This window comes from Burkholderia guangdongensis, assembly GCF_013403875.1.
Classification (GTDB): Bacteria; Pseudomonadota; Gammaproteobacteria; order Burkholderiales; family Burkholderiaceae; genus Burkholderia; species Burkholderia guangdongensis.
Genome location: NZ_JACBNX010000013.1, coordinates 142,928 through 163,583 on the forward strand (window position 1 = coordinate 142,928; position 20,656 = coordinate 163,583).

The window sequence follows — 20,656 nt, forward strand, 5'->3', positions numbered from 1 at the left end:
CGTCCGCATGCCGCTCAACGTCCGGTCTTCAACTGCGACCACAGACGGTTTTCGAGCCGGCGGATGTCCGGCGACAGCGGCTTCAGCAACGTCATCTTCCTCAGTACGTCGTCGGTCGGATAGACGGTCGGATCGTGCGCGATCGCGGGACTGACGAATTGCCGGGCGGCCTTGTTCGCGGTCGGGTAGAACACCGCGTTCGTGATCGCCGCATTGACCTTCGGATCCTGAATGTAGTTGATCCACTGCAGCGCGGCCTCGGGATGCGGTGCGTCCTTCGGCACCACCATCATGTCGAACCACAGCAGGCCGCCTTCCTTCGGATTGTTGAACCGGATGTCGTACGCGCGCTTCGCTTCGGCCGTGCGGCGATGCGCGATGCCGACGTCGCCCGAGTAGCCGATCGCGACGCAGAGGTCGCCGTTCGCGAGATCGTTGATGTAGCCGGACGAGTTGAACTGCGTGATGTACGGGCGGACTTTCTTCAGCACGTCGAACGCGGCCTGGTAGTCGGCCGGGTTCGTGCTGTTCGGATCCTTGCCCATGTACTGCAGCGTCGCCGCGAACACGTCGACGGCCTGATCGAGGAACGACACGCCGCACGTCTTCAGCTTCGCCATGTTGGCCGGATCGAACACGAGCGCCCAGCTGTCGACCGGCGCCTTGTCGCCGAGCGCCGCCTTGACTTTCTGCACGTTGTAGCCGATGCCGTCGGTGCCGTATGCCCACGGCACGCCGTACTGGTTGCCCGGATCGGCATCGGCGACCATCTTCATCAGCACCGGATCGAGGTTCGCGAGGTTCGGCAGCTTCGACTTGTCGAGCTTCTGATAGACGCTCGCCTGAATCTGCCTGGCCATGTAGTTCGACGTCGGCACGACGATGTCGTAGCCGGAGTGGCCGGTCAGCAGCTTCGCCTGCAGCGTGTCGTCGTTGTCGTAATTGTCGTAGCGGACGTGGACGCCCGTCTGCTTCTGGAAGTTCGGGATCGTGTCCTTCGCGATGTAGTCGGACCAGTTGTAGACGTTCAGCTCGCCGGCGGCATCGGCCGGCGAGCTGGCGACGAACGCGACGCCGGCGATCGACGCGAGCGCGGCAAGGGAGAGGGCGTGGCGAAGGGGGCGAGTACGCATCGTGGAAGTCATCTCCGTGGGTAAATAGATAGAGGCGTGGATGGGACCGCTCACGCGAGCGCGGCGCGGGCCGCTTCCGCGATCCGCGCGCGCTGGCGGCCGCGGCATGCATCGCCGAATGCGCGGAAGATCGCGATCGACAGCGGATCCTGCGCGTGATGCCATTCGGGATGCCACTGCACGCCGAGCGCGAACGCCGGCGCGTCGATCACGCTGACCGCTTCGACGAGACCGTCCGGCGCGCGCGCCTCGATCGCGAGCTGCGCGCCGAGGCGCTCGATGCCCTGGTGATGCAGCGAGTTCACGCGCACTTCGTCGCGCCCGTCCGCGAGCCGGTGCAGCACGCCGCCCGGCGTCACGCGGACCGTATGCGCGAGTGCGAATTGCTCGTCGGGCGGCGCGTCTTCGTCTTCGCGGTGATCGTCGAAGCCCGGCGTTTCGTGCACGCGCTGATGCAGCGTGCCGCCGCACGCGACGTTCAGCTCCTGGAAGCCGCGGCAGATCGCGAGCACGGGCACGCCGGCCGCGATCGCCGCACGCAGCAGCGGCAGCGTCGTCGCATCGCGCGCGGCATCGTGCGCGGTGCCCGGTGCGCTCGGCGCGCCGCCGTAGTGGTGCGGTTCGACGTTCGAATAGCTGCCGGTAAACAGCAGCCCGTCGACCGTGCCGAGCACGTCGGCGATCGATTGTCGTTCGCCGAGCGCGGGGAGCACCACCGCGAATGCGTTCGCGCTCTCGGCGATCGCGGTCACGTATTTTTCGCCGCACGTGTGCGAGCGGTAAGCATCGATTTGCGTAAGGTCGGCGGTGATGCCGACGAGCGGTCTCTGTTTCATGGTGCAAAGTGGGTCAGGAAAGACGTGGCGCACGGCATGCCGAATGAACGCGCGCCGCTCGGCGCATGGGCGCGGACGCGCATCGGCCGTTGCCGCTCGCGCAGGCGAAACGGCGACGGAGACGAGAAAGGGGGAGCTAAGGCAGCAGCGATGCGACTTCGTCGGTGTGAACGGCGACGAAGGCGCGCGCGGAGATCGCGTTGTGGCGCCGGACGGCGCGACGGGACAGCATGATGTGGACCGGCAGAGAACCTCGGATTCTCACGATGGCACTTGACTGATTTGTTGAATGTATTGAACACTCGGCCGTTCGAACGCAGTATGCGTTTAACGCATCGAGTCGCCGGCGCGATGCGATCGGCATCACCGAACGGCGTCTTCCAGCGTCGCCGCGCGATGCCTGCGACCCGCGCTGAAAGGTTCGTATCGACCGAAGCGCCAGCATATACCGGCCATCGGCGGCGTCAAACATTTTCGTGTAAGCGTGCGTCGGTATTTTCCCTAGGATGGTGCGCGGCAATCACGCGCGACCGAATCGGTCGTCGATCAGACCGGATTCGTCTGATGTGTGGCGGTTTCCCTGTTCATTGTCGCGGTGAAGTGATGAGAATATTCAACGCTGGCGCCGCGCTACCTGCCGAACTGGCGAGCCGCGTCCAGCCGGGCTTTCCGGACTGCCCTGATACACTGCAGCCCATGACCAGATCAGCATCCGAACCAGACGCGCGGCCGCCGAAGCGCAAAGTGTCCGAAGGTATGGCGGGCGGGACCATCAAGCCGGAGGGGCAATGGCACCACGGCGATCTGCGCGCTTCGTTGATTGCGTGGGGAACGCATCTGCTGGACACCGAAGGGATCGCGGGCATGAGCATGCGCACGGCCGCCAAGCTCGCCGGGGTCTCGCCGGGGGCGCCGGCTCATCACTTCCAGGACCGGAATGGATTGCTGGCGGCCATCGCGGCCCAGGCCTTTCGCGATCTGGTGAGCGTCCGCCGCGCGCGACTGGAAGAGGTCGACCCGGACGACGCGGCCGGCCGCCTGCGCTCGGTCATGCTGGCCTATGTCGAATTCGCGCAGGCGCATCCGGCGCGCTTTCACCTGATGTTCGGGCCCGAGATCAAGCACCGCGAGCAGTATCCGGAACTGGTGGAAGCGGGTTCGGCTTCCTTTCATATGCTCAGGCGCGCGATCGCCCCCTGCCTGAAAGGCGCGGACGTCTCGGTGCTGAGTGAGGAGGAACTCGCGTTCGCGATCTGGGCCGCCACACACGGCCTCGCGGTGCTGACGCTGGATCGCCGCAAGGTCTCCATCTCGTCGACCCAGAATCCCACCGCGGAGAAACTGGCCGACATCGTCGTCCAGTTTTGCCTCTCCGCGCTGGTCGTCAGATGACGCGCGTCTGGCCCTGCCAATGCGGCTCGCGCAGCCGCCGCTTGAAGATCTTGCCGCTATCCTCGCGCGGCAACGCCGCGTGGATCTCGACCAGGCGAGGCACCTTGTAGTTGGCGATGCGCTCGCGCAGGAATGCCTGCACGGCATCGGCCTCGATCCGGCTGCCGGCGCGCGGCTGGACTGCAGCGGCCAACCCCTCGCCGAACTCCGCGTCGGGAATGCCGAAGACCGCGCAATCCTCGATGCCGGGCATGGTCAGCAGTACTGATTCGATTTCGGCCGGATAGATGTTCACCCCGCCCGAGATCACCATATCCGCCTTCCGGTCGCAGATATAGAGAAAGCCATCCTCGTCCAAATAGCCCATGTCGCCCAGCGTGACCAGGCCTTCGCGCTCGGCCGCGGCGCGCGCATCGGGCCGGTTGATATAGGTAAAGTCGGGCACCGCGTGCTGGCGCACATAGATCAGGCCGATCTCCCGCGTGGGCAGTGCATTGCCGTCTTCGTCGAGGATACGGACTTCGGCATCGGGCAACCGGCGGCCCGCCGAGCCCGGGTGGCGCAGCCAGTCGGCGGAGTCGATGAAGGTCGTGTAGCCCGCCTCGCTCGAGCCGTAGGCCTCGGTGACGATGGGGCCGAGCCAGTCGATCATGGCCTGCTTGAGCGGGATGGGGCAGGGCGAGCCGGTCGAGGCGACCTGCCGCAACGCGGACAGATCGTGGCGGGCGCGGACCGCGGGGTCCACCGCCAGCAGCCGCTGATACATGGTGGGGACGAGGTACGCATGCGTGACGCGGTGCCGCGCCAGCAGATCCAGCGTGCGCATCGGATCAAAGCGCGGCTCCAGCACCAGGGTGGCGCCGAGCTGGCAGAAGTGCGACAGATAGGTCATCACCGCACTATGGTAGATCGGCGCCGACAGGTAGGCCGTCACATCGGTGCCGGTTCCGTACACGATATGGGTGACGCGCTGCAGGCGCGGCTGCATGATCGCCTGCTCGTCGGGAGACCACGGAATGCGGCGAACGCCCTTGGGTTTGCCGGTGGTGCCGGAGGTATAGGTGATGGCGCCGTGCTGCATGCCGGCGCGCGGCGGCATCGGCGGCAGGCCGCTGCCGAAATCCGTCCAGTGGTGCACCTGACGGTCCGCCACGGTGGCGTCGCCGCGCGCCAGCGCGACGACGTCGACGCCTTCGGGAATCGCGTCGCGGATCTGGCCGAGCAGGTCCGCGTCGACGAACAGCGTGCGCGCGCCGCTGTCCGTGACGATATGTTCGGCCTCCAGTGCCTTGAAGTGCCAGTTGATCGATACCAGGTACAGGCCGGCCTGGCGGCAGGCCAGCACCAGCGCGACGTACTCGGGGCTGTTGCGCAGCATGGCGGCAACCGTGTCGCCTTCCTTGCGTTGCAGGCCGTTCAGTCCGGCAAGGATCCGCTGGATCTCTGCCTGCATCCAGTCGGCCGGATACTGCCGTCCTTCAAACCATATGCTCGGAACCATCGTGTCTCCTGATGTCGCGCGATGCGCTGCTGGATGGCCGTGGCGCGGATCAGGCGCTGGCGGCAACGGTACTGTCCTTGCCGGCCGTGGCCCACGGGGCCAGGTTCACGCGCTGGCGCGCCGCGTGATATTCGCTGGCGAAGCGCTCGACGAGTTCCGCGGCGGGCACCACGCGCTTGATCGCGCCGATCCCCTGGCCGGCGCCCCAGATGTCGCGCCAGGCCTTGGCCTTGGTGGTCCCGCCGGACCCGAAGTTCATCTTCGACGGATCCGATACCGGCAGCGCGTCGGGATCGAGGCCGGCGTTGACGATGCTCTGGCGCAGGTAATTGCCGTGCACCCCGGTGAACAGATTGGTGTAGACGATGTCCGACGCGGTGCTCTCGGTGATCATCTGCTTGTAGCTCTCGTGCGCGTTGGCTTCCGCCGTCGCGATAAAGGCGGAGCCGACATAGGCGAGATCGGCGCCCGCGGCCTGGGCCGCCAGGACGGCGTTGCCGTTGCTGATGGCGCCGGACAGCAGCAGCGGGCCATCGAACCATTCGCGGATCTCATGGATCAGCACGAACGGCGAGAGTGTGCCGGCATGGCCGCCGGCGCCGGCCGCCACCGCGATCAGGCCGTCCGCCCCTTTTTCGATGGCCTTTCTGGCGAAGCGGTTGTCGATGACGTCGTGCAGCACGATGCCGCCGTACGCATGCACCGAGCGGTTCACGTCCTCGCGCGCGCCGAGCGACGTGATGGTGATGGGTACCTTGTACTTGGCGCACATGTCGAGGTCGTGCTCCAGGCGGTCGTTCGACTTGTGCACGATCTGGTTGACCGCGAACGGCGCCGCCGGGCGGTCGGGGTGTCTGGCATTGTGCTCGGCGAGCTCGGTGGTGATGCGGTCCAGCCACTCTTCGAGCACGGGTGCCGGGCGCGCATTGAGGGCGGGGAAGGAGCCGACCACGCCGGCCTTGCATTGGGCGATCACCAGGTCGGGATTGGAAATGATGAACAGCGGCGAGCAGACGACCGGCAGCGACAGGCGGCCTTCCAGGATGGCGGGGAGGGACATCTCGATCTCCAGCGGAATAAAGAGGGGGGACAAACGGGCAGCCGCGCGCATCGGCGCACGCCGCCGGGAAGCAGGTCAGGCGTCTTTGCCGGTCAGCAGCGCATGGGAGGCGGCGAGCCGCGCACCCATTTCGGCAGCGAGTGCCTGCAGGCCACTCATGGGACGCACCATGACTTCAAATTCCTCGATCTTGCCTTGCGCATCCAGGCGCAGCATGTCGATGCCCTTCAGGGCCTTGCCGTTCACGGTGGCGCTGAATTCCAGCACGATGCTTCGCCCGTCGTCGCTGACGAAGGTGCGGTCGTAACGGAAGTCCTTGAATACGGTGTTGACGGTCTTCAGCACCAGCTTGATCGCGGTCTTGCCGGGATAAGGCGTGTGGGCCACCGGCGAGCGGAACACGATCCGGTCGGACAGCAGCGGGTCCAGCTCCTCCATGGCGTTGCGCTCGAGGAGGTCGTGCCAGGTCGCCAGCGTGCGCTGGGCCGCCTCCGACAGATGCTTCACTTCCATACTTGTCTCCTTGGATCGGGCCGGCGCCGACATGGCGCCGTGCCGCCCACACACCAAACTATGCACTGAATAGTTGTGGACTTTAGCAGGCGATGCCCGGTGGTGCAAGGAGGTTTTTTGCCCCGCGTCAGCGGTCGTCGCGCCCCGCGACGAGCGGATAGACGATGCCCGCGATCACGGCGCCGACGAGCGGCGCGACCCAGAACAGCCACAGCTGCCCGATCGCGTCGCCGCCGACGAACAGCGCGGGCCCCGTCGAGCGCGCGGGATTGACCGACGTGTTCGTCACCGGAATCGAGATCAGGTGGATCAGCGTCAGGCACAGCCCGATCGCGATCGGCGCGAAGCCGGCCGGCGCGCGCTTGTCGGTCGCGCCGAGGATCACGAACAGGAAGAAGCCCGTCATCACCACCTCGCAGACGAGCGCCGCCGCGAGCGAGTAGTGGCCGGGCGAACGATCGGCGTAGCCGTTCGTCGCGAAGCCGCTGCCGACGACGTCGAAACCCGGTTTGCCGGTCGCGATCACATACAGCACGAACGCGCCGAGCGTCGCGCCGACGACCTGCGCGACGATATACGGCACGAGATCGCGCGCCGGAAAGCGCCCGGCGACGGTGAGGCCGACGCTGACGGCCGGATTCAGATGGCATCCCGACACGTGGCCGATCGCGAAGGCCATCGTCAGCACCGTCAGGCCGAACGCGAGCGCGACGCCCGCGAAGCCGATGCCGAGACCGGGAAACGCCGCCGCGAGCACGGCGCTGCCGCAGCCGCCGAGCACTAGCCAGAACGTACCGAATGCTTCCGCTGCAAGACGCTGAGATAGTTTCATCGTGTTGGACGCCTGATAGAGAGAACGAAAGGGGAACGTCGATCCGGTGCACCGCACACGCGAACGGACCTTTGTCAGACTAATGGAAGCGGCGCGACGGCAGCGTCAACTATTGTAAAAAGTCGGGGCCAGAGCATGACCGGGTTTCACCTAGTACCGCCGAAGTTGTATATACAAGATCATCTGCTCCGCAGCGTCGGAGCGCGCATTCCGCCGACTTCCGCCGACTATTCGCAGCCTTTATCTGTCTGGAGATCTGGCAAGTGGCAAACACGAGCAAACCGGCCGCCGGCGGTGGCCTGATCGAAGTCCGTTCGATCGATTTCATCCCCGACACCGAACGACACGGTGGCCTGCTGAGCCAGTTCACGCTGTGGCTGTCCGCGAACATGCAGATCACCGCGATCGTGACGGGCGCGCTGGCCGTCGTGCTCGGCGGCGACGTGTTCTGGTCGCTCGTCGCGCTGCTGCTCGGGCAGCTGATCGGCGGCGCGGTGATGGCGCTGCACGGCGCGCAGGGGCCGCAGCTCGGGCTGCCGCAGATGATCTCGAGCCGCGTGCAGTTCGGCGTGTACGGCGCGACGATTCCGATCGTGCTCGTCTGCCTGATGTACGTCGGCTTTTCCGCGAGTGGTTCGGTGCTCGCCGGGCAGGCGGTCGCGCAGCTGCTGAGCGTCGACGACACGACCGGGATCCTGCTGTTCGCCGCGGTGATCGTCGTGCTGACCGTGTGCGGCTACCGGCTGATCCATTCGGTCGGCCGCATCGCGAGCGTGATCGGCATCGCCGCGTTCGTCTACATGTTCGCGCAGCTGTTCGCGAAGCACGACGTCGGCGCGCTGCTCGCGAACCGGCACTTCACGCTGCCGAGCTTCCTGCTGTCGATGTCGCTGTCCGCATCGTGGCAAATCGCGTTCGGCCCGTACGTCGCCGACTATTCGCGCTACCTGCCGCGCTCGACGTCGTCCGTGCGCACGTTCTTCGCGGTCGGCCTCGGCTCGGTGATCGGCGCGCAGGCGGCGATGGTGTTCGGCGTGTTCGCGGCCGCGCTCGCCGGCAGCCAGTTCGGGCATCACGAAGTCGCGTACATCGTCGGGCTCGGTTCGTCCGGCGCCGTCGCCGCGCTGCTGTACTTCAGCATCGCGTTCGGCAAGGTGACCGTCACCGCGCTGAACTCGTACGGCAGCTTCATGTCGATGGCGACCGTCGTCAGCGGCTTTCGCGGCAAAGGCGGCGTGTCCGCGCGCAGCCGTCTCGTCTATATCGTCGGCATGGTGTGCCTGTCGACGCTCGTCGCGATCGCCGGCCGTCATTCGTTCCTGAAGGAATTCACCGCGTTCATCCTGTTCCTGCTCGCGTTCTTCACGCCGTGGAGCGCGATCAACCTGGTCGACTACTACTGCTTCACGCGCTCGCGCTACGACGTGCCGGCGCTGTCCGATCCGGACGGCCGCTACGGGCGCTGGAACGGGATGGCGATCTCGATCTACGTGATCGGGATTCTGGTGCAGCTGCCGTTCATGTCGACGAGCTTCTACACCGGCCCGCTCGTCGACGCGCTGGGCGGCACCGACATCTCGTGGATCATCGGCCTCGTCGTTCCGGCGGTGTTGTATTACGCGGGCGCGAGCCGTTCGGCGCGCGACATTCCCCGTCAGCTGATCCTGCCCGCCGAGCGCGGCTGATTCCGCCGTCGCCCGCGCAGCGTTTCCGGGCGACGCTTTCCGGGTGACGCTTTCCGGGTGACGCTTTCCGGGCGACGCGGCATGCCGGGCCCGGCCGCCCTAACACGCGCGTGGAGGGGGAACATATGGCCGGTGTAATCAGGAGAATTCACGACCCGGTCGAGACAAGCCTTTTTTAGTCATCTACCTTGTAGTCACGCGTCTTCGGGCCACACGGGCGAAATCGGTCGCCGCGGCGCGGGCGTGGTACGACAACATTCAACAAGGAGATCCGACATGACCCAGTTTCGCGTGGCTTCCGCAGCGCTCGCAGTATCGATCGGCATCGCGCTGCTGCACGCGCCGGCGGCCTTCGCACAGGAACCTGCTTCGGCGGCAGCCCCGATGGCGGCCCCGGCGGGCGCTTCGATGACCAAGCAGGAAATGAAGGCGCAGCGCAAGGCGAAGCACAAGGCGGCACGGGCGAAGCGGAACGCGGACCTCAACGCGATCGAGAAGAACGGCTATCGGCTGTCGGCCGACAAGGGCACGTCCAACCAGCCGAGCGCCGCACCGAAGGCCGCATCGTCGCCCGCGCAGTGACGCCGGGCCGCCGCGGCGCACCTCGCAGGCCCCGCCGGCCGGCGGGGCGCGTCGCGGCGCGCACCTGAATGCCGTATTAACCCTCCCCGAACCGCGAAGAGTCACGGCGCCACTGCCGCCAGCGTGTAAACTGCTGCCTTTTTTCGACTCTCGTGGTGGTATGGAGCAAGCCTCGCAGCGCAGCGCGCTCAGCGGTCCGACGCTGATCCGCGTGCTCGCGCGCCTGTCGGACATAGACGTTCCGGCCCCCGGACAGTCGCTGTCGGACCGGCTGAGCCAGTGGCTCGGCTGGACCGACGCGATCACGCTGTCCGGCGTGCTGAACGCAAGCCCGCCCGCGGCCGCCGGCGCGCGTGTAGGTGAGCGTGTAGGTGAGCGTATAGGCGCGCCTGCCGGCGCCGACGATGCCGCGCGCCTGTGCGCGCAGACGCGCTCGTCGCTCGCGCAGGCGATCGTCGGCGTGAACCCGTCCGGCGTTGGCCGTCACGGCGGCGCGCACGCGCGTATACGCGATGCGGTACCGATGGTGGCGCCGGATGTGGCGCTCGATGCGGCGACGGCCGACTACGCGGACTTCCGTCAGCGCTATCTGTCGCTGCAACAGACGATGCAGACCGACGTCGGCCAGTTGCGCGGGCGGCTGCGGCGCCTGCTGGCCGCGCGCACGCCTGGCCTCGCGAAGCTCGCGCTGCTCGACGCGAGCATGGAGCAGGCGCTCGGCGCACGTGAGCGGAGCCTCCTCGCGTCGATCCCGACGCTGCTCGGCGCGCATTTCGAGCGGCTGCGCGACGCGGAGCGGCAACGGCTCGCAGACACGGGTGACGCCAGCAACACGGGTGATGCCGGCGACGCCAGCGACGCTCCAGCGAATCAGACCCCATCAACGACGCCCGGCGCGTGGCTGCATGCGTTCCGCAACGACATGCGCAGTGTGCTGCTCGCCGAGCTCGACGTTCGTTTTCAACCGGTCGAAGGGCTGCTCGCGGCCCTTCGCGCCAGCTAACCGGGCCCTCATGTCCAGATCTCACGCTCATCTCGTCGTCTTCCTCGCCGGTCTCGCCGCCGTGTGCGCGATCGGCGCCGGCTATGCGGTGTCGAATCCGCTCGCGTTCGCGGTCACGCTGCTCGTCGGCGCGTGCTATGTCGCCGGCGCGCTCGAACTGCGCCGCTACCGGCACGCGACCGCGACGTTGTCGCACGCGCTCGCGGGCCTGTCCGAGCCGCCGCGCGCGCTCGGCGCATGGCTCGACACGCTCGATCCGAGCCTGCGCAACGCGGTGCGCGCGCGCATCGAAGGCGCGCGCGCCGCGCTGCCCGGGCCCGCGCTGGCACCGTATCTGGTCGGCCTGCTGGTGCTGCTCGGGATGCTCGGCACGCTGCTCGGGATGGTCGTCACGCTGCGCGGCACCGGCGCCGCGCTCGCCGGCGCGACCGACCTGCAGGCGATCCGCGCGTCGCTCGCGGCGCCGATTCGCGGGCTCGGGTTCTCGTTCGGCACGTCGATCGCGGGCGTGTCGACGTCCGCGATGCTCGGGCTGCTCGCCGCGCTGTGCCGGCGCGAGCGGCTCGATGCCGCGCGGCAGCTCGACGAGACGATCGCGACGACGTTGCGCGTCCATACGCATGCGCATCAGCGCGACGAGACGTTCCGGCTGCTGCAGCGGCAGGCCGACACGATGCCGGCGCTCGTCGACCGGCTGCAGACGATGATGGCCGCGCTCGAACGGCAGAGCGACGCGTCGCACGAGCGGCAGATCGCGAGCCAGCAGGCGTTCCTCGATCACGCTCAGGCCGCGTATGCGGGGCTGGCGTCGTCGGTCGGGCAGTCGCTGACGGAGAGCGCGGAGCAGAGCGCGCGCGTGGCCGGCGCGGCGCTGCGGCCGGTGATGGAAGCAACGATGGACGGCGTTGCGCGCGAGACGGCGGCGCTGCACGACGCCGTTACGCAGGCGGTGCAGCGGCAGCTCGACGTGCTGTCGAGCGGCTTCGACGCGACGTCCGCGCGCGTCGCGGACATCTGGGATCGCGCGCTCGACGCGCATCGGCAGTCGGGCGACGCGCTGGCCGAGCGGTTGCGCGCGTCGCTCGACCGCTTCGTCGACGCGTTCGAGCAGCGCTCGGCGGGGCTCGTCGACACGGTGTCCGCGCGCCTCGACGCGACCGCGGGCAACGTGTCCGACGCATGGAACGATGCGCTGTCGCGGCAGACGCGGATCAACGACCAGCTCGCCGATCGTCATCAGCAGGCGATGACGGCGGCCACGGCGACGCTTGAACAACACGCGACATCGCTGCTGCGCACGGTCGGCGAATCGCATGCGAACTTGCAGACGCAACTCGAATCACGCGACGAGCAGCGTCTCGCCGCGTGGACTGAATCCCTCGGCACGATCGCCGCGACGCTGAACCGCGAATGGGAAGCGGCCGGCGAACGTACCGCGAGCCGCCAGCAGGCCATCGGCGACACGCTCGCACAGACCGCGCGCGACATCGCTGCGCAGACGCAGATCAACGAGCAGTTGGCCGATCGCCATCAGCAGGCGATCACGGCGGCGGCGTCGACGCTTGAACAACATGCGGCAGCGCTGCTGCGCACGGTCGGCGAATCGCATGCGAACTTGCAGACGCAACTCGAATCACGCGACGAGCAGCGTCTCGCCGCGTGGACTGAATCCCTCGGCACGATCGCCACGACGCTGAATCGCGAATGGGAAGCGGCCGGCGAACGTACCGCGAGCCGCCAGCAGGCCATCTGCGACACGCTCGCACGAACCGCGCAGGATATCTCCGAGCAAACGCACGCGCACGCGCGCGACACGATCGCGGAGATCGAGCGGCTCGTGCTGGCCGCGTCGGAAGCGCCGAAGGCCGCGGCCGAGGTCGTCGCGGAGTTGCGTGCGAAGCTGTCCGACAGCATGGTCCGCGACACCGCGATGCTCGACGAGCGCAGCCGCCTGCTCGCGACGCTCGACACGCTGCTCGACGCGGTGAACCACGCGTCGACCGAGCAGCGCAGCGCGGTCGATGCGCTCGTGTCGACGTCCGCGGATCTGCTCGAGCGCGTCGGCAACCGCTTCACCGAGCGGATCGAGGCCGAGACCGGCAAGCTCGACGGCATCGCCGCGCGCGTGACCGGCAGCGCGGTCGAGGTCGCGAGCGTCGGCGACGCGTTCGGCGTCGCGGTTCGCGCGTTCGGCGAATCGAACGACACGCTCGTCGCGCATCTGCAGCGCCTCGAAGCCGCGCTCGACAAGTCGCTCGCGCGCAGCGACGAGCAGCTCGCGTACTATGTCGCGCAGGCGCGCGAGGTCGTCGACCTGAGCATGCTGTCGCAGAAGCAGATCATCGAAGACCTGCAGCGGCTCGCCGGCCAGCGCGCGTCCGCCGGAGCCGAAGCCGCATGAACGACGAAATCGACGGCGGCGCGGAGCTCGAGGCGCCGGTCTGGGCCGCGTTCGGCGATCTGATGTCGGTGCTGCTCGGCGCGTTCCTGCTGATCCTCGTCGGCGTGATCGGGATGCAGATGGAGGTGTCGTCGCGGCTCGACGAAGCAGTCCGGCAGCAGCGGCTCGAAGCGCAGCGGCGCAAGACGCTCGAACAGGCGCTCGCCGGCCCGCTCGCGGCCGGGCGCGTGACGCTCGTCGACGGGCGCATCGGGATCAGCGGCAACGTGCTGTTCGCGCTGAACTCGGACCAGTTGCAGCCCGCGGGCCGCGATCTGCTGAAGAGCCTCGCCGGGCCGCTGGCCGCGTACCTGAAGTCGCGCGACGAGATCCTGATGGTCAGCGGCTTCGCGGACGATCAGCAGGTGAAGGCCGGCAACCGCCGCTTCGCCGACAACTGGGAGCTGTCCGCGCAGCGCGCGCTGACCGTGATGCGCGCGCTGATCGACGCCGGGATGCCGGCGTCGTCGGTGTTCGCGGCCGCGTTCGGCTCCGAGCAGCCGGTCAGCTCGAATGCCGACGACGCGGGGCGTGCGAGGAATCGCCGCGTCGAGATTGCGCCGGTGCCGCGCTCGACCGCGGCGAGTGTATCGAGTGCGTCGAGTGTTCCGAGTGCCGCCGGCGGAGCGCGCGGTGGATAGCGCCGGAACCGACGCGCGGGCGATGCTCGACGCATGGCGGGAGCAGGGCGCCGATCGAGTCGATCCGGTGCGCTTCCATCTGATCGACGCGCTCGAGCGGCGCGCGGCGAGCCACGACGGCGCCGTGCGCCGGATGCTCGACGAGCGGCTGGCCGCGTTGATCGCCGACTATGCGCGCACGCTCGCGCACTCGCGCGCGCCCGCGCAGGCGGCGTCGCCCGCCGAACCGGCGCGCGGCCCGCTCGCGGCGCTGGTCGATCACATCGCACGCCACGCGAGCGCGCACGCCGGCCGCACGTATCCGGAAGTCGGGATGCTCGACGACTTCCGCGAAATCTGGTCGAAGCTCAGCACCGAGCGGCAGCTCCGGCAGTCGCTCGACCAGGTGCCGAGAAACGCGGGCCCGCTGAATTCGAGCAGTCTCGTGCATCGGGCGCTGTCGCAGATGCGCGAGCTGTCGCCCGATTATCTGCGGCAGTTCCTGTCGTACGTGGACACGTTGTCGTGGCTCGATCAGATGGTCGGCGATGGTGCGCCGGCCGCCGATGAGACGCCGCGCGCGAAGGGGACGAAGGGGGTGAAAGGGGCGAAGGGCGCGAAGAAGGGCTCGCGCGCGTTGACGGCGCGTTGACTGAGTGAATCCGCGCGAAAACGTACGAAACGCACCAAGCGCACCAAGCGCACCAAGCGCACCAAGCGCACCAAGCGCACCAAGCGCACCAAGCGCACGAAATGCCCGAAACCCACGAATAGCCGCGTAACGTCGCGCGGCGCGGCCGTCACTCCCCGCCTTCCAGCAACCCGAGCATCTGCGCGCGCAGCACCGCGTGCTTGCGCGTGCTCGCGTTCAGCTTGCCGAACAGATTCTTCACATGCCACTTGGCGGTGACTTCGCCGACGCCGATCGCCTGCGCGATCTCCTTGTTCGACAGATTGCGCGCGAGCAGCTCGAGCACTTCGCGCTCCTTCGGCGTCAGCACCATGCTCGGCACCGCGCGCGGCTCGGCCGGCGCGCGGCGCGGCATCCGCGCGACCGGCATTGCGCGGCCGGCGTCCGGGCCGCCCGCGCCTTCCTCGACGAGGCCGCGCGCCCAGTCGGCGAGCGCCGGATGCGCATCGACGAACACGCGCGCGAGGCCGTACGTGCGCGTCAGGTCGATCGCCTCCTGCATCAGCGGGCGGCCGTCATCGTGGCCGTCGCCGGCGTTGCGGCGCGCGAACGCGCGCAGCGCGAGGATCTCGATCCGCTGGTGGCCGCTTGCCGTCTCGTCGGCGAGCGGTTGCGCGCGATCGAGCGCGTCGAGCGCCTGCGGCCAGTCCTGCGCGGCGACGGCCGCATACGCGTGCGCGATCGCCTGCAGCAGCGCGATATCGCGCTGCCATAGCGGCCCGTGCGAGCCGCTGGCCTGCGCAACGAGCGTGTCGAGCTTCGCGGCCAGCGCGCGGCACGTCTCCGCGCGCGAGTGTCCCGCATGAATGCGCACTTGCTCCGCGACGCTCGCGATGCACAGGCGCGGCAGCGCGCGCGCGATGCCGGCCGCGTGCAGCGCCTCGAGCAGGTCGAGCGCACGGCGCTCGACGCCCTGCGCGGCCGCGACGCGCGCGGCGCTCAGGTACGCGAGCAGCGACGTCTCCGACGCGCCCGCGCGTTCGAGCACGTCGAGCCGGTTCGCGAGCAGCGCGGCGGCTTCGTCGACGCGGTCGCGCTCGTACGCGGCCGACGCGAGCAGCGCGGCGAGCATGCACGGCAGCGGATGCCGGCGGCCGAGGTCGCTTTCCGCGTCGGTCAGCGCGGGCCGCAGCACGTCCTCGGCGAGCACGACCTGGCCTTCGCGCAGATAGCTGAGCCCGGCGACGAACTCGCCCCAGCGCGCCGCGTAGCGATGCCCTTTGCCGAAGTCGCCGCGCGGCGCCTGCTGCAGATGCCGACGCGCGTTCGCCGGCTGGCCGTGCAGCAGCGCGGACATCGCGACGCGGTTCGCGTGCGTCTGGACCTGCCGCGGCCCGTCGAGCGGCGGCCGTTCGCTCCACGGCGCGAGCAGCGCGAGGAAGCGGTCGGGTTCGTCCGCGTAGTACGCGGCGACGCTCAGGATCAGCGCGCACTCGTACCGCAGCGCGGCGCTGGCGTCCGGCGTCGCGAGGATCGGTGCGATGAGCGTCTCGGCTTCGCCGTGCCGCTCGCTGAGCGCGAGCGCCCACGCGGCCGCGAGGCGCAGGCCCGGATGACGGTCGAGCGCGTCGCCGGGCAGCAGCTCGAGCCAGTCGAGCGCGGTCGCGACGCGGCCCTGCATCACCGCGTCGTACAGTGACCGGCCGGCGAGGTCGTACGCGGTCTCGCGCTCGCCCGCCGCGTGCGCGTGGCGCGCCGCTTCCTCATTCATGCCATGCTCGGCGAGCCAGCGCATCGCGCGCACGTGCAGTGCATGGCGCTCGTCGTCCGGCAGCTCCGCGGCGCGTGCGCCGAGCACGCCGTGCGCGAGCGTGTGCAGCCGGCACCAGTCGCTGCCGTCGCCGGCCATGAAGATCGGCGTGTCGCGCATGAGACGCGCGAGCCGCGCGGGCGCGTCGGCGTCGGCGCTGCCGTCGCCTTTGTCGTCGGCGTCGGCGTCGGCGTCGCCATCGTCGCCATCGCCGTCAATGAGCGCCCGGCACAGATCCGGATGCAGCATGTCGACGACCGCGATCCGGGTCAGGAATGCGACGTCGTCCGGCGCGAGCTGCGCGATCAGGCTGCCGACCAGCTGCTCGCCTTCGTCCGCGGGGCGCTCGGCAAGCGCGTCGACGACGCCGCGCGGATCGGCGCTGCGCTCCATCGCCGCGAGCACGAGCTGCAGCCCGAGCGGCCAGCCGTCGGTCATCTCGTGCAGACGCGCGCAGCGGTCGGCGTCGACGCGCTCGCCGAAGCGGTGCTGCACGAGCGCCATCGTCTCGTCGAGGCGGAATCGCAGTGATTCGGCGCCGATGCACACGCATTGGCCGTACGCGGTCAGGTCGACGACGGCCGCGTCGAAGCCGCCGCGCGCGGCGATCACGACGCGCAGGTTCGGCGGCGCGTTGTGCACCAGATAGAGCAGCGCGGCGCGCGCGACCGGCGACAGGCGCTCGGCCTCGTCGACGATCAGCACGACGTCGAGCGGCGTCTGCGCGATCTCGGCGAGCCAGACGGTCAGGCCCTCTGTGCCGTCCGGCGCGACGGACCCGCCTTCGAGCAGCGTGCGGCCGAACGCGGGCCGCGCGCAGCCGACGCGCACCGCGAGCACGAGGCCATGCAGAAAGCGCTGCGGATCGTCGTGCGCGTCGGCGGAGATCCACGCCACCGCGGCGCCGCGCGCCAGATGCTCGCGGCGCCACTGCGCGAGCAGCAGCGTCTTGCCGAAGCCGGGCGGCGCCTGCACGATGATCGCGGGCACGTCGCGCAGCGCGTCGCTGTCGAGATTGACGCGCGGCCGCGCGAGCAGATGCCGTGGCGCGCGCGGCGGTGTGGTCCTGAGCGTGAGTTCGGAATACACGGCCTCTGCGCCGCGGGTCTCGGAAATCATCTGACGGATCGGGGGTGGCTGGGAACCGGCATGCGTGCTGGGGGCGTTTTCGCTGGCTCGCTCGCCCACCTGGCGCCGCGGCGGGCGGGCATGCGGCTCGGCGATTATATGCCCATCGCCGGAAGGAGGGGGCGATCGGCGCCCCCCCTCCTACAAGGAGGGCGCGGGCGGCCCGGCGGCGTCCTACGATGCACTCAGGTCAGGACTTCTCTCGAAGTGACGGAGGCGGCGATGGACGCAGGCACGCAGACGCAGACGCAGACGCAGGCAAGGCCGGACGGCGCGAACGCCGTGTGCCGGCGCGCCGTCCGTTGCACGGCCGGGTCGGCCCGGTCGCCTCGGTCGCTTCTACCGGTAGGCTCGCGCGCATGAACGCGCCGGCGCTCGGCGGCGCGATCGCGTATCGCCATCTGCTGGTGCCGGTCGACGGCACCGACGGCGCGACCGCCGTCGTCATCGCGGCGGTCGATCTCGCGCTAATGGTCGGCGCGCGCGTGACATTCATGGCGCTGCACAATGCGGCCGACGGCGCGAACGCGTCGCCGGCGCGCCGCGTGCACGTGGCGCGCGAACGGCTCTCGAAGGCCGAGGCGGTCGCGCGCGCTCAGGGCGTGCCGTGCGCGTCGGCCGATGCGCGCGGCGCGGTGCCGGCCGACGCGCTGCCCGATGCGGCGCGCGACGCCGGCTGCGATCTCGTTTTTGTCCATGCCGATGCGGGCGACGGCGCCGCGCCAGCCGCGCTCGCGCGGGCCGGCATCCCGGCGCTGACGCTCCCGGCGCCCGCGCCGGTCCGCTCGCCGGCGATCCGCATCGTTCTCGACGACCATCGCGCACTCGCGGCCGTGCTGCACGCGTGGCTCGATCTGCTCGACGGCGCCGACGGCGCGCCCGCCGCGTCGCGGATGCGCCCGTTCGTCCGCTACGTCGAAACGTTTCATGCACTGCATCACGACCCGCTCGAGGAGACGCTGCTGTTCGGCCGTCTGCGCGAGCGGACATCGACGCTCGACGCCGAGCTCGACGAGCTCGAGCGCCAGCACGAACGTGCCGCGCAGCGCGCGGACGCGCTCGCGGCGGCGCTCGACCGATATGCGGCGGGTGGCGGGCTCGCGCCGCTCGCGCGGCAGGTGACGGAGTACGCGCAGGGCGTGTGGGAGCAAGTCGGCCGCGAGGAGGGCGTGATTCTGCCGGCCGCGCGGCGCTATCTGACGGGCGCCGACTGGGCCGACGTCGATGCCGCGTTTTCGGCGGCGGCCGCCGCGCGGCCGTGCGACGCGTGGGCCGATATGACGCGGGCGATGCCCCGCCGCGATAATTAAATCAAGGAGACGAAAGTGGGATTGCATGCAACCGCGGCAATGGACGACGACGCCCTGGCGCCCGCACCAGCCGTATCCCGGGCGTACGCCTGGAGTGTGTTCGCGTTGACCTTCGGCCTGCTGCTCGCGGACTACATGTCGCGGCAGGTGCTCAACGCGGTGTTCCCGCTGCTGAAGGTGCAGTGGCTGCTGAGCGACACGCAGCTCGGCTCGCTGAGCAGCATCGTGTCGGTGATGGTGGGCGTGCTGACGTTTCCGCTGTCGCTGCTCGCGGACCGCTGGGGTCGCGTGCGCAGCCTGATCCTGATGGCCGTGCTGTGGAGCTTCGCGACGCTTGGTTGCGCGGTGTCCGCGAACTACGGCGAGATGTTTGCCGCGCGGTTCTTCGTCGGCGTCGGCGAGGCCGCGTACGGCAGTGTCGGGCTCGCGGTCGTGCTGAGCGTGTTCCCCGCGCATCTGCGCGCGACGCTGTCCGGCGCGTTCCTCGCGGGCGGCGCGTTCGGCTCGATGCTCGGCATGGCGCTGAGCGGGATCGTCGCCGCGCATTTCGGCTGGCGCTGGTCGTTCGCGACGATGGCGATCTTCGGGCTCGTGCTCGCGCTGCTGTACCGGGCCGTCGTGACCGAGCGGCGCCTCGCGCCCGGCGGCGACGTCGCCGCGCTTGCCGCGCTGCGCAAGGCGCGCTCGAAATTCACGCTGAAGAGCCTCGGGCCCGCGCTGTTCGCGTCGAAGTCGCTGAAGTTCGCGTACGTCGGCTGCGGCTTGCAGCTGATTCCGCTGGGCGCGATGTATGCGTGGCTGCCGAGCTTCCTCGTACGTTATTACGGACTCCGGGTCGATCGCGCCAGCGTGCTCGCCGCTGTGTTCGTGCTGACGACGGGCGTCGGCATGATCTTGTGCGGGATGCTGACCGACCGCGTGAGCCGCCGCCATTCCGAGCGCAAGTGGATCACCGCGATCGCGTTTTGCGTCGGCTCGGGCGTGGCGCTCGGCGGCGCGTTCCTGCTGCCGCCGGGCACCGCGCAGCTCGTGCTGATCGGCGCCGGGATGTTCCTCGCGGCGGGCACCGTCGGGCCGTCGGGCGCGATGGTCGCCGACCTGACGCCGCCGTCGATCCACGCGACCGCGATGGCGGTCTGGTCGCTCGCGAACAACCTGCTCGGCCTGGCGGCGGGCCCGGTGCTAACCGGGATCATCGCGGACCGGGTCGGCCTGCACGGCGCGCTGCAGCTGGTTCAGCTCGCGACCGTCGTGGCGACCATCCTGTTCCTGATCGGCAAGCGTTACTACCCGGACGATCTGCGCCGGGTCACGCAGCGCGACGCCGGCTGATCGATTCCCCTCACGCGCGGCCGCGTGCCGGCCGCGCCGACGAAACGGCACGCGTGCTCGCCGCGATGCCGATGGCGCCGCGCGCCGGGTCAGCCGTGCCCGCGACGCGTGCGCCGATAGAGCGTAGCCGGCCGTGGCCGGGATCGACGATCCCGGCCGGCCCGACAACCCGCAAACATCTGGCCGGCACCGACCGGCCATCAAAAGGAACGGAGGAGACGTCGATGGAGCTGAAGTTGAAGTGGAGCGGTATCGCGGCATTCGCGGCATTCACGGCGGTGGCCGGCACCGCGCATGCGCAATCGTCGGTCACGCTGTATGGCGCGATCGATTCGGGGCTCGTCTACCAGAGCACGGCGGCCGCGTCGTTCGCGTCGAACGCGAAGAACCTCGGCCACGTGTTCGGTTACAAGGATGCGGGTATCTATTCGAGCTTCTGGGGGCTGAAGGGCACCGAGGACATCGGCGGCGGCTACAAGGTGAATTTCCGGCTGCAGGGCGTGTTCAACAGCGGCACCGGCAAGCTCGGGCTCGCGGACACGACGGGTGGCACCGCGGTGTTCAACCAGCAGACGACGGTCGGCATCTCCGGGCCGTTCGGCACGTTCGACGCGGGCCGGCAGTTCACGCCGATGATCTATGCGATGGCCGATACCGACGTGCGCAACGCGCAGTATTTCGGCAGCATCCTGAGCGCGTGGCTCGGGCTGAACCAGGCCGCCGGCTGGCCCGGCACGAACTCGAACGTGCCGATCGGCGCGCTGTACGACAGCAACGCGCTCGTCTACCAGTCGCCGAAGTTCTACGGCGCGTCGCTCGGGCTCGAGTATGCGCCGGGCGGCGTGCCG

Annotated in this window: 18 protein-coding genes; 10 read left to right on the top strand and 8 right to left on the bottom strand. The window is 69.3% G+C overall.

Annotated elements, in window-relative coordinates; all coding sequences use genetic code 11:
* Positions 1-14 precede the first annotated feature (14 nt).
* The 3 genes from HZI36_RS14335 to HZI36_RS27015 form a co-directional block, all read right to left on the bottom strand.
* The gene (locus HZI36_RS14335) at positions 15-1,133 is read right to left on the bottom strand and encodes a polyamine ABC transporter substrate-binding protein (RefSeq protein WP_179403301.1); all 1,119 of its coding nucleotides are present in this window, start codon (positions 1,131-1,133) and stop codon (positions 15-17) included.
* Between the two features lie 50 nt (positions 1,134-1,183).
* A complete protein-coding gene (locus tag HZI36_RS14340; protein ID WP_179403302.1) occupies positions 1,184-1,969 on the bottom strand; it encodes a gamma-glutamyl-gamma-aminobutyrate hydrolase family protein in 786 nt (261 codons plus the stop codon).
* 136 nt (positions 1,970-2,105) lie between these two features.
* Positions 2,106-2,333, bottom strand: coding sequence for a hypothetical protein (locus HZI36_RS27015; protein ID WP_246327083.1), 228 nt, complete (start codon positions 2,331-2,333; stop codon positions 2,106-2,108).
* Positions 2,334-2,572: 239 nt separating this feature from the next.
* Between HZI36_RS27015 and HZI36_RS14345 the strand changes: the two genes are divergently transcribed.
* The gene (locus tag HZI36_RS14345) at positions 2,573-3,361 is read left to right on the top strand and encodes a TetR/AcrR family transcriptional regulator (RefSeq protein WP_246327077.1); all 789 of its coding nucleotides are present in this window, start codon (positions 2,573-2,575) and stop codon (positions 3,359-3,361) included.
* Here HZI36_RS14345 and HZI36_RS14350 read toward each other — a convergent pair.
* The 4 genes from HZI36_RS14350 to aqpZ all read right to left on the bottom strand — a co-directional run bounded on the left by HZI36_RS14350 (position 3,354) and on the right by aqpZ (position 7,267).
* Complete coding sequence (locus HZI36_RS14350) at positions 3,354-4,862, bottom strand: AMP-binding protein (RefSeq protein WP_179403303.1); 1,509 nt, start codon at positions 4,860-4,862, stop codon at positions 3,354-3,356. The genes HZI36_RS14345 and HZI36_RS14350 overlap by 8 nt on opposite strands.
* 49 nt (positions 4,863-4,911) lie before the next feature.
* Positions 4,912-5,922, bottom strand: coding sequence for an NAD(P)H-dependent flavin oxidoreductase (locus HZI36_RS14355; protein ID WP_179403304.1), 1,011 nt, complete (start codon positions 5,920-5,922; stop codon positions 4,912-4,914).
* 75 nt (positions 5,923-5,997) lie between these two features.
* On the bottom strand, positions 5,998-6,435 hold the full coding sequence (locus HZI36_RS14360) for a nuclear transport factor 2 family protein (protein ID WP_179403305.1): 438 nt from the start codon (positions 6,433-6,435) through the stop codon (positions 5,998-6,000).
* A 127-nt stretch (positions 6,436-6,562) separates the two neighbouring features.
* Entirely contained in the window at positions 6,563-7,267 is a 705-nt protein-coding gene (gene aqpZ / locus HZI36_RS14365; protein WP_179403306.1) for an aquaporin Z, read from the bottom strand.
* 299 nt (positions 7,268-7,566) lie between these two features.
* Between aqpZ and HZI36_RS14370 the strand changes: the two genes are divergently transcribed.
* From HZI36_RS14370 to HZI36_RS14395, 6 genes are all read left to right on the top strand, one after another.
* A complete protein-coding gene (locus HZI36_RS14370; protein ID WP_179403326.1) occupies positions 7,567-8,952 on the top strand; it encodes a purine-cytosine permease family protein in 1,386 nt (461 codons plus the stop codon).
* A gap of 276 nt (positions 8,953-9,228) precedes the next feature.
* Complete coding sequence (locus HZI36_RS14375; RefSeq protein WP_179403307.1) at positions 9,229-9,534, top strand: hypothetical protein; 306 nt, start codon at positions 9,229-9,231, stop codon at positions 9,532-9,534.
* Between the two features lie 160 nt (positions 9,535-9,694).
* A complete protein-coding gene (locus HZI36_RS14380) occupies positions 9,695-10,537 on the top strand; it encodes a DUF3348 domain-containing protein (protein ID WP_179403308.1) in 843 nt (280 codons plus the stop codon).
* Between the two features lie 10 nt (positions 10,538-10,547).
* Positions 10,548-12,938 (top strand): DUF802 domain-containing protein, encoded by a 2,391-nt coding sequence (locus HZI36_RS14385; protein ID WP_179403309.1) that lies wholly within the window; start codon positions 10,548-10,550, stop codon positions 12,936-12,938.
* Positions 12,935-13,618: an OmpA family protein gene (locus tag HZI36_RS14390; RefSeq protein ID WP_179403310.1), complete on the top strand. Its 684-nt coding sequence runs from the start codon at positions 12,935-12,937 to the stop codon at positions 13,616-13,618. The genes HZI36_RS14385 and HZI36_RS14390 overlap by 4 nt, the downstream gene beginning before the upstream one ends.
* Entirely contained in the window at positions 13,611-14,249 is a 639-nt protein-coding gene (locus HZI36_RS14395) for a DUF2894 domain-containing protein (protein WP_179403311.1), read from the top strand. Before HZI36_RS14390 ends, HZI36_RS14395 begins: the two co-directional genes overlap by 8 nt.
* Before the next feature lie 148 nt (positions 14,250-14,397).
* Here the strand turns inward: HZI36_RS14395 and HZI36_RS14400 are convergent, their stop codons facing one another.
* The gene (locus HZI36_RS14400) at positions 14,398-17,157 is read right to left on the bottom strand and encodes a LuxR C-terminal-related transcriptional regulator (protein ID WP_179403312.1); all 2,760 of its coding nucleotides are present in this window, start codon (positions 17,155-17,157) and stop codon (positions 14,398-14,400) included.
* Positions 17,158-17,525: 368 nt separating this feature from the next.
* On the opposite strand from HZI36_RS14400, the gene HZI36_RS14405 reads away from it, so the two are divergent.
* From HZI36_RS14405 to HZI36_RS14415, 3 genes are all read left to right on the top strand, one after another.
* A complete protein-coding gene (locus HZI36_RS14405) occupies positions 17,526-18,476 on the top strand; it encodes a hemerythrin domain-containing protein (protein ID WP_179403313.1) in 951 nt (316 codons plus the stop codon).
* 39 nt (positions 18,477-18,515) lie between these two features.
* On the top strand, positions 18,516-19,808 hold the full coding sequence (locus tag HZI36_RS14410; protein ID WP_179403314.1) for an MFS transporter: 1,293 nt from the start codon (positions 18,516-18,518) through the stop codon (positions 19,806-19,808).
* 230 nt (positions 19,809-20,038) lie between these two features.
* Positions 20,039-20,656, top strand: a 618-nt coding sequence (locus HZI36_RS14415; RefSeq protein ID WP_425485242.1) for a porin, incomplete at its 3' end; no start/stop codon positions are given.